The organism is Vibrio ichthyoenteri ATCC 700023, from assembly GCF_000222605.1.
Taxonomy (GTDB): Bacteria; Pseudomonadota; Gammaproteobacteria; order Enterobacterales; family Vibrionaceae; genus Vibrio; species Vibrio ichthyoenteri.
In genome coordinates this window covers 1-635 of the sequence record NZ_AFWF01000299.1, presented here as the reverse complement: position 1 = coordinate 635, position 635 = coordinate 1, and the positions used below count along the sequence as shown (strand labels likewise).

General features: G+C 48.7%; 1 protein-coding gene. It reads left to right on the top strand.

Translation table 11 applies throughout. From position 1 onward, the window contains the following. Nucleotides 1-635, top strand: a 635-nt coding sequence (locus RH85_RS19655; RefSeq protein WP_006714485.1) for a DUF3560 domain-containing protein, incomplete at both ends; no start/stop codon positions are given.

Genomic DNA, 635 nt, shown 5'->3' with positions numbered 1-635 from the left:
TTTATTTAGCCGCGTATAAAATCCGAGTTATCGAAAAGCTGGCTAAAATTCGCGTGACGTATGCAGACGTTAAGAACGCGCTAGAGCAAGGCTATATTTCACCGCTTAACCATGACCAAAAACAACCAGAGCCAACGCCACCGAGTGACGATGTAACGAGCCGTAAAGTGGTAAGCCTTGGGGATTATCAAGATCGTTTAGAATCGAAGCGCGAGCGCTTAGAGGCGAGAGCAGAAAAGGCAAACGCTGAATCTAACCGCTATTACACCGCCAGCAAAAGCCGCGCATCGATGATCCCTTTCGGCCAGCCTATCTTAGTCGGCCACCATTCAGAAAAACGCGCACGTCGAGACGCAGACCGAATTTTTAACGACATGGGAAAATCAGTCGCCGCAGCAAGAAAGGCCGAGCGATTGGAAGAGAGAGCGGCGAACGTGGGGCGTAATGGTATTGCGTCAGATGATCCAGAAGCTATCCAAAAGCTAAAAGAGAAACTAGCAGGACTAGAGCGCAGTCAAGAAACGATGAAAGCAATCAACAAGGTGATCCGCTCAAAGCACATGACTGACGCCGACAAAATCGAATACATGACGCAAACGCACAACCTAACCGAAGAAAAGGCGAAAGGGTTACTA